A 6,314-nucleotide genomic window follows, 5' to 3' on the forward strand; every position below is an offset into this window, starting at 1 on the left:
ACTCCATTTCGTTGACCGTTTCGCAGCACTACTGCAGCAGGAGGCGCATCATAGCAAAGCGCTCTGGCGTTCGCAAGTGCCCTGCCTGAATATTTCGGCAGGTGCTTACGGCCATTCCATGCGCTCGGTGATGTCCACCCCGACTCCGCGGTATCCGGCAAACGCGCATGCCGCGTTGAAGATCGGCTCGCCGCTGACCTGCAGGTACTGGACGCGGCCGTCCGGGAAGGTGCGGCTGTAACCAAAGTCGAGGAAGGGCTCCCGGTTCGCAATCTTGGCGCCGAGGGCCGCGCGCTCGTTCACGTTCCATCCGGCTGCGGCCCATTCCTCAGCCGTCGCGTTTTCGTCAATCCCCATCATTTCCTGCGCCGCTCCGGAGAACAGTGTCACATTGCCGTCGGCGTCCTGCTCCCAATACCAGTCCGACGATAACTCGGTAAAGCGCTGGAAACGCGCTTCACTCTCGCGCAGCTCGGCAGTCCGCTCGAGCACTGCCTGCTCAAGCATCTGGTTATGGTCGTTCAACTTGCGATACAGGAGGCGGACCTCCAGCATGTTATGGATGCGTGTTTGTACCTCGACGAAGTCGAAAGGCTTGCTGACGAAATCCTTGGCGCCCGCCTGGAGGGCACGCAACTTGTGCGCCGGCTGGGCGGTGAGCACCAGCACAGGCAGGTAGCTCGCCGCCTCAATGGCCTTGAGCGCTTCCATGACTTCGAAGCCGTCCATCTCCGGCATCTGCAAGTCGAGCAGGATCAGGTCGAATCGCATTTTCTCGTGCAGCCCGAAGACTTCGCGCGGCAGCTGGGTCGTCGTGATGTTAACGTAGCCTTCGTTGCGCAACATCATTTCGAGCAGCATGACATTGGCTTCCTGGTCGTCAACGATCAGGATGTTTGCGTTGAGTATTTCAGAGACTTCTAGCATGGCAGTTTCTCGGCTTCTTGATGGGCTTGACTGGCCAGTTCTACTGGAGGGCGGGTGCCGCTTTCTGCGCCGTGCTGCAAAGCGACGTCCAGCGCTTCCATGAATTCACGCACGCGGATCGGTTTGGTGAGATAGCGGAAGAATCCTGCTTCGAGTCCTTTTTCGATATCCCGGGGGACGGCGTTGGCCGACAGTGCTAATACCGGGATGTGGGCCGTCAACGGATCATCCTGCAATACCTTGAGCGCACCGAAGCCGCTCATCCCTGGCAGGTTGATGTCCATGAGGATGACATCCGGCACGTAGGCGCGCGCGAGTGCAATGCCGAGCGGGGCATTGATGGCTGTGAGGAGCTTCAGGTCGCCGCGGCGCCCGATCAGCTGCTCGACCAGTGCCAGGTTGGCCGGGTTGTCTTCAACATACAGCAGGGTCGGCTGCTGGCCGATCTCGGGCGCCGCCGTTGGCCGCCTTTCCATCGCGACTTCCTCGATGTTTTCGAGTACCGGCGCCAGTGCGGCTGCAAACTCCACCCAGAACACCGTGCCTACGCCCACTGCGCTTTCGACGCCGATCTTCCCGCCCATCAGCTCGACGAGCTGCTTGGTGACGACCAGCCCGATGCCGGTACCCTCTTCGCCCCCGTCTTCCTGGCCAAGACGATTGAACGGCTGGAACAATTGTGAAAGCTGGTCCGCCGACAGTCCGCTGCCCGTGTCCTTGACGCAGACACGTACGCGATCCTTGTCGCTGGCCACGCATTGGACAATCACGCTGCCGCCACTGCCGTTATATTTGATCGCATTCGACAACAGGTTGATCATCACCTGCTTGACGCGCGTGCGGTCGGCGTGGACGTACAGGGCGTTGTCGAAACTCGGGAAGGTCATGGCGATGCCGCGCTTGGCCGCCTGTGGTTCGATCATCCCCTTGCAATCCTGCAGGACGTCGGTCATCGACATCGGTTCCTGGGACATCGTCACCTTGCCCGATTCGATCATGGCCAGATCGAGGATCTCGTTAATCAGACGCAGCAGGTACCAACCGCCCTTCAGGATCTGGTCAATGGAACGCTGCTGTCGCGCGGCCGGCGGCGGCACTTCCGACGCCATCAACTGTGCAAAACCGAGCACGGCATTGAGCGGGGTGCGGAGTTCGTGGCTCATACTCGATAGGAATTCTGACTTGGCAAGGTTGGCCTTCTCGGCCGCTTCCCGCGCCACTTGCAGCTCGACGTTGCTCTTTTGCAGTGCATGTTCGAAGTGCTTGCGCTCGGTGACGTCGCGGGCCGCGGCAAAGACGCCCTGCAGTTTGCGGTCGCGGTCGTGGAAGGTAGTGGCGTTGAACGACACCACGGTTTCCGTGCCGTCGCGTGCCAGTGCGGTCAGTTCGTAATTAGTGACTTTGCTTTCCCTGAGCACCCGGGTGATGCCTTCCTCGGCACGCTGCGGCTCCGTAAAGCAGCTCCTGAACGGCGCGCCAATCAACTCGTCGCGGGTGCGGCCGGTTAACAGTTCCATTTGATGGTTGACGTCGCTGATGGTGCCGCGCGGGTCGGTCGTGATCAGGGGGTCGATATTCGATTCGATCAGCGAGCGCGTGTAGAACTGCTGGTCGCGCAGGCGCTGGTCGAGCAATTCCTGTTCTGCTTCCACCTGCTTGCGCGCCGTATTGTCGGTGCCGATCAGCAGGAACCCGATCAGCTTGCCGTCCGGCCCGTGCAGGGCTGTGACCGAGACCAGTGCCGGAACCCGCGTGCCGTCCGCGCGGATATAAGTCAGTTCGTAGATATCCTCGAGGCCGCGCACAGCCTTATAGACCAGCGCTTCGAATCCAGGCAGGATCGTCGTATGGAATTCCCCACTAAGCGCATCAGCGCGCACGATCAGCTCTTGCGCATCCGAGATGTCGGCCGGCGTGAGCTTGTCGACCACGTCGGCTGCGCGATAGCCCAGCATGCGTTCGGCGCCGACATTGAAAATCTGGACCACGCCTTGGGCGTCGGTCGCGATACTCGAAAAGTTTACGCTATTAAAAATGGCGTCCTGCAAGGCGCCCGCTTTGAGCAGCGGTGCCTCCATGACTGCCGCCTCGCGATCGGCGTGCAGGCGCGCTTGGCGCTGTGCCAGGAACAGCAAGCCGACAAGAAAACATAGCAGCAAGCCGATGCTGGTAAGGGTCTGCACGGCGGCGCGATTGCTGCCGTCCTCGTGCGAGAGCGCGATCGCGCCGACCAGCAGCAGCACCAGCAAGGTCGCAGCGAAGCCGATGGTTCTCAGCCTCTCGACCGAAGTATTTTTTATGGACGACATAAAGGAGATCCGATGACGGAAAAGGGAGCGCCGGCCTGGCGCCAAAGGTGACGGCAAAGCTGCGTCAGGCAATCGGGCTTGCGGCCAGTGCGGGTTGCCTCGCAGGTTGCCTATTCCGTACGTCCGACAACAGCCGGCCGAATTCTTTCTTGACGACGCCATAGCATTCGCACACGTCCTGCTCCAGGCCGGCGCGGTCGAGCACCGTGATGTGGCCGCGCCGGTAGCTGATATGGCCGCGTCCCTGCAACCGCCCTGCCGCCTCGGTCACGCCCTCGCGGCGCACGCCCAGCATGTTGGAAATCAGCTCCTGCGTCATGGTCAGTTCGTTCGACATCAGGCGGTCGAGCGTCAGCAACAGCCAGCGGCACAGTTGCTGCTCCACCGTATGGTGTCGGTTGCACACCGAGGTTTGCGCCATATGGGTGAGCAATGCCTGTGTATAGCGCAGTAACAGGCGCATCACCGGTCCGGCGCGGTCGAACTCCTCCATCAGGATCCGCACCGGCAAGCGATAACCGAAGCCGGCGGTCTGGACCACAGCCCGGCTTGGCGTGCTGCCGCCGCCCATGAAGAGCGACACGCCCAGCATGCCCTCGTTCCCTACCCCTGCAATTTCGGATGAGCCGCCATTTTCCAGCAGGTAGTGGAGCGAAATGATGGCCGTCGTCGGGAAAACGACATAGTCGAGTTTGCCGCCGGATTCGCACAGCACGTCACCGAGCCGCAGCGGTATGGATTCGAGGTGGGGAGAAAGGCGGTCGAACTCGGCGTCGAGCAGGGCTGCGAGGAGGTGGTTCTGGTTCGGGTCTTGCGTGCGTGGCATCCAGGTTTTTTTCATGCAGACCGGCAGTAAATGAGCAGGCAGGGTAGCACGGCTACAACAGTTCATCGTTTCTACCTTACTAAATAGAAAATATCTGTTGTTATGAGCGCTACCGAACAGAAGACAACGTGCCGAAAGGTAATAGTTCGTCCAAGGAAGTACGTTGAGCCCATGCCCCTTCCGATGTTTTCATGCCATGAGCGTGAATGCATGCAGCGAACATGATCAGCCTGTTGCATAATGCGACCGGTTTGTTCCACGGGCTCGGCATACGGAGTGACAACACAGCACAGCAGTTGGCGTCGCCCGAATAAGAATCAACACCAAGAAACCACTTACCATAGAAAAACAGATACATGAAAACCTCCAGCAAACTCGCCGCACTGATCGCACTGGCCTGCGCAACCATGATGAGCGCCCAGGCCGCAGGCCAGGATACGGCACAGGCCGGCTCGACCTTCGTGAACCCGGACTGGGCCAACAGCGCCTGGTACATGGGTGCCGGCATTGGCCAGTCGCGCGGCGACATCCCTAGCCGCCAGGTCCGCGGCCTGACCACGGGCACGCAGACGGTCACCAGCTTCACCGAAGACACCCGTGACGTCGGCGGCAAGCTGTTCATCGGCAAGCAACTGAGCCGCCACTTCGCTATCGAAGCGTCGTACTACGACCTGGGCGAGTTCAACTACCGCGCCACGACGACCGGCAACGGCGTCCTGGCTAGCGAAACCGAATTGCGCGGCGGCGCCCTGGACCTGGTTGCCCAACTGCCACTGACCCAGCGCCTGTCGCTGCTGGGCCGCGGTGGTCTGCACTACACGAAGGCCACCACCAGCTTCACCGGTAACCGCCTGAACGCCCTGGGCAACCCGAACCCGCCAAATGAAGGTCGTCGCGGCGGCAAGTTCGGCGTCGGTATCGAATACAAGTTCACCGAAGCCCTGGCTGTGCGCGCTGAAGTCGAGCGCATGCGCCTCGTGGCCGATGCCGCCGGCAACCGTGGCGACGTCGACTTCGGCACCCTGAGCCTGGTCTACAAATTCGGCCGTCCGGCAGCCGCCGCCTACGTCGCGCCGGCTCCAGTAGTCGCCGCACCGGTGGAAGCACCGGTAGCCGCACCGGCCGCACCAGCTCCGGCACCGACCCCAGTGTCGGAAAAGGTATCGTTCGCAGCCGAGGCGCTGTTTGACTTCGACAAGGCCGTCGTCAAAGCAGACGGCAAAGCGGCGCTGGACGATCTGATGGCGAAGCTGCAGGGCATGAACACCGAAGTGATGATCGCCGTCGGCCACACCGACTCGAAGGGTTCGAACGCCTACAACGACAAGCTGTCGCTGCGCCGCTCGGAAGCCGTCAAGGCCTATCTGGTGTCGAAAGGCCTGGACCCAGCGCGCCTCTACACTGAAGGCAAGGGCGAAACCCAGCCGATCGCTGACAACGCGACCGACGAAGGCCGCGCCAAGAACCGCCGCGTGACGATCGAAGTGGTCGGTACCCGTACCGTCACCCAGTAACTCAGCAGCTGTTTTAAAAAGAACCGCCCGGTGCAAGCCGAGGCGGTTTTTTTACGTCCAGGCCGGATGCACCGGCAGTCCGCCCTTTTCAGATGAGCGGCGAAGCCGGCCGGCGTTGGGATCGATCGCTAACGGAACCGTGGCCCTATTGCGTTGTCCTATGTAAGCCAGCCGCATTAAGCCAGCCGCACGTATGGCGGCGAACGAGGAACACGCCAGAACTGGGGGGCACTTGTTTACCCGACGTCCGTTAATCGGGGGGATAGAACGGTGACAAGTGCCTGCCCAGTCCGTTAAATGCCTGGGCTCACAGACCTGCCTGGCTGTCCGCTTTTGACTCAACGCGGATGGGCGGCGAGCCAGTACCTACCCATTTGCGGCCACTGTGCCGGCGCGTTCAACCAGCGCATAAATCACGGCATCGTCTGCGCTTCATTCAGCTTTCGTAGGGTGGGCATTCATGCCCCCGCCGTCTCACCCGTTGCGCCCCGTTGCGCGCACCGAGGTGTGGATACGCAGCACAGCGTGGACTCGGGAGTCCACCCTACGGGTAGCCGAGGCCACGCACTGGGGTTTGCGTAGGGTGGAGTCCTGAGTCCACGCGGTCACAAGCCGGTCAGCCATCAGCGCGAAAAAAAACCATCAGACGAAAAAAAACCCCGCAGAGATCACTCTGCGGGGTTTTTCCTTTATAACTAGCCTGACGATAACCTACTTTCACACTGGTTGCAGCACTAT

Annotated in this window: 4 protein-coding genes; 1 reads left to right on the forward strand and 3 read right to left on the reverse strand. The window is 61.0% G+C overall.

The annotated features are described in order from the left end of the window. Positions 1-105 precede the first annotated feature (105 nt). From ACFPN5_RS22640 to ACFPN5_RS22650, 3 genes are all read right to left on the reverse strand, one after another. Positions 106-927, reverse strand: coding sequence for a response regulator (locus ACFPN5_RS22640; protein ID WP_379786106.1), 822 nt, complete (start codon positions 925-927; stop codon positions 106-108). Beyond that, the gene (locus ACFPN5_RS22645; protein WP_379786109.1) at positions 921-3,005 is read right to left on the reverse strand and encodes a PAS domain-containing hybrid sensor histidine kinase/response regulator; all 2,085 of its coding nucleotides are present in this window, start codon (positions 3,003-3,005) and stop codon (positions 921-923) included. The genes ACFPN5_RS22640 and ACFPN5_RS22645 overlap by 7 nt, the downstream gene beginning before the upstream one ends. 295 nt (positions 3,006-3,300) lie before the next feature. Further along, positions 3,301-4,077, reverse strand: a complete 777-nt coding sequence (locus ACFPN5_RS22650) for a Crp/Fnr family transcriptional regulator (RefSeq protein ID WP_379786107.1) — start codon at positions 4,075-4,077, stop codon at positions 3,301-3,303. 341 nt (positions 4,078-4,418) lie between these two features. On the opposite strand from ACFPN5_RS22650, the gene ACFPN5_RS22655 reads away from it, so the two are divergent. After that, on the forward strand, positions 4,419-5,576 hold the full coding sequence (locus ACFPN5_RS22655; RefSeq protein WP_379786108.1) for an OmpA family protein: 1,158 nt from the start codon (positions 4,419-4,421) through the stop codon (positions 5,574-5,576). The last annotated feature ends 738 nt before the right edge of the window (positions 5,577-6,314 follow it).

It is taken from the genome of Massilia niabensis (assembly GCF_042655085.1).
GTDB classification, from domain to species: Bacteria; Pseudomonadota; Gammaproteobacteria; order Burkholderiales; family Burkholderiaceae_D; genus Telluria; species Telluria niabensis.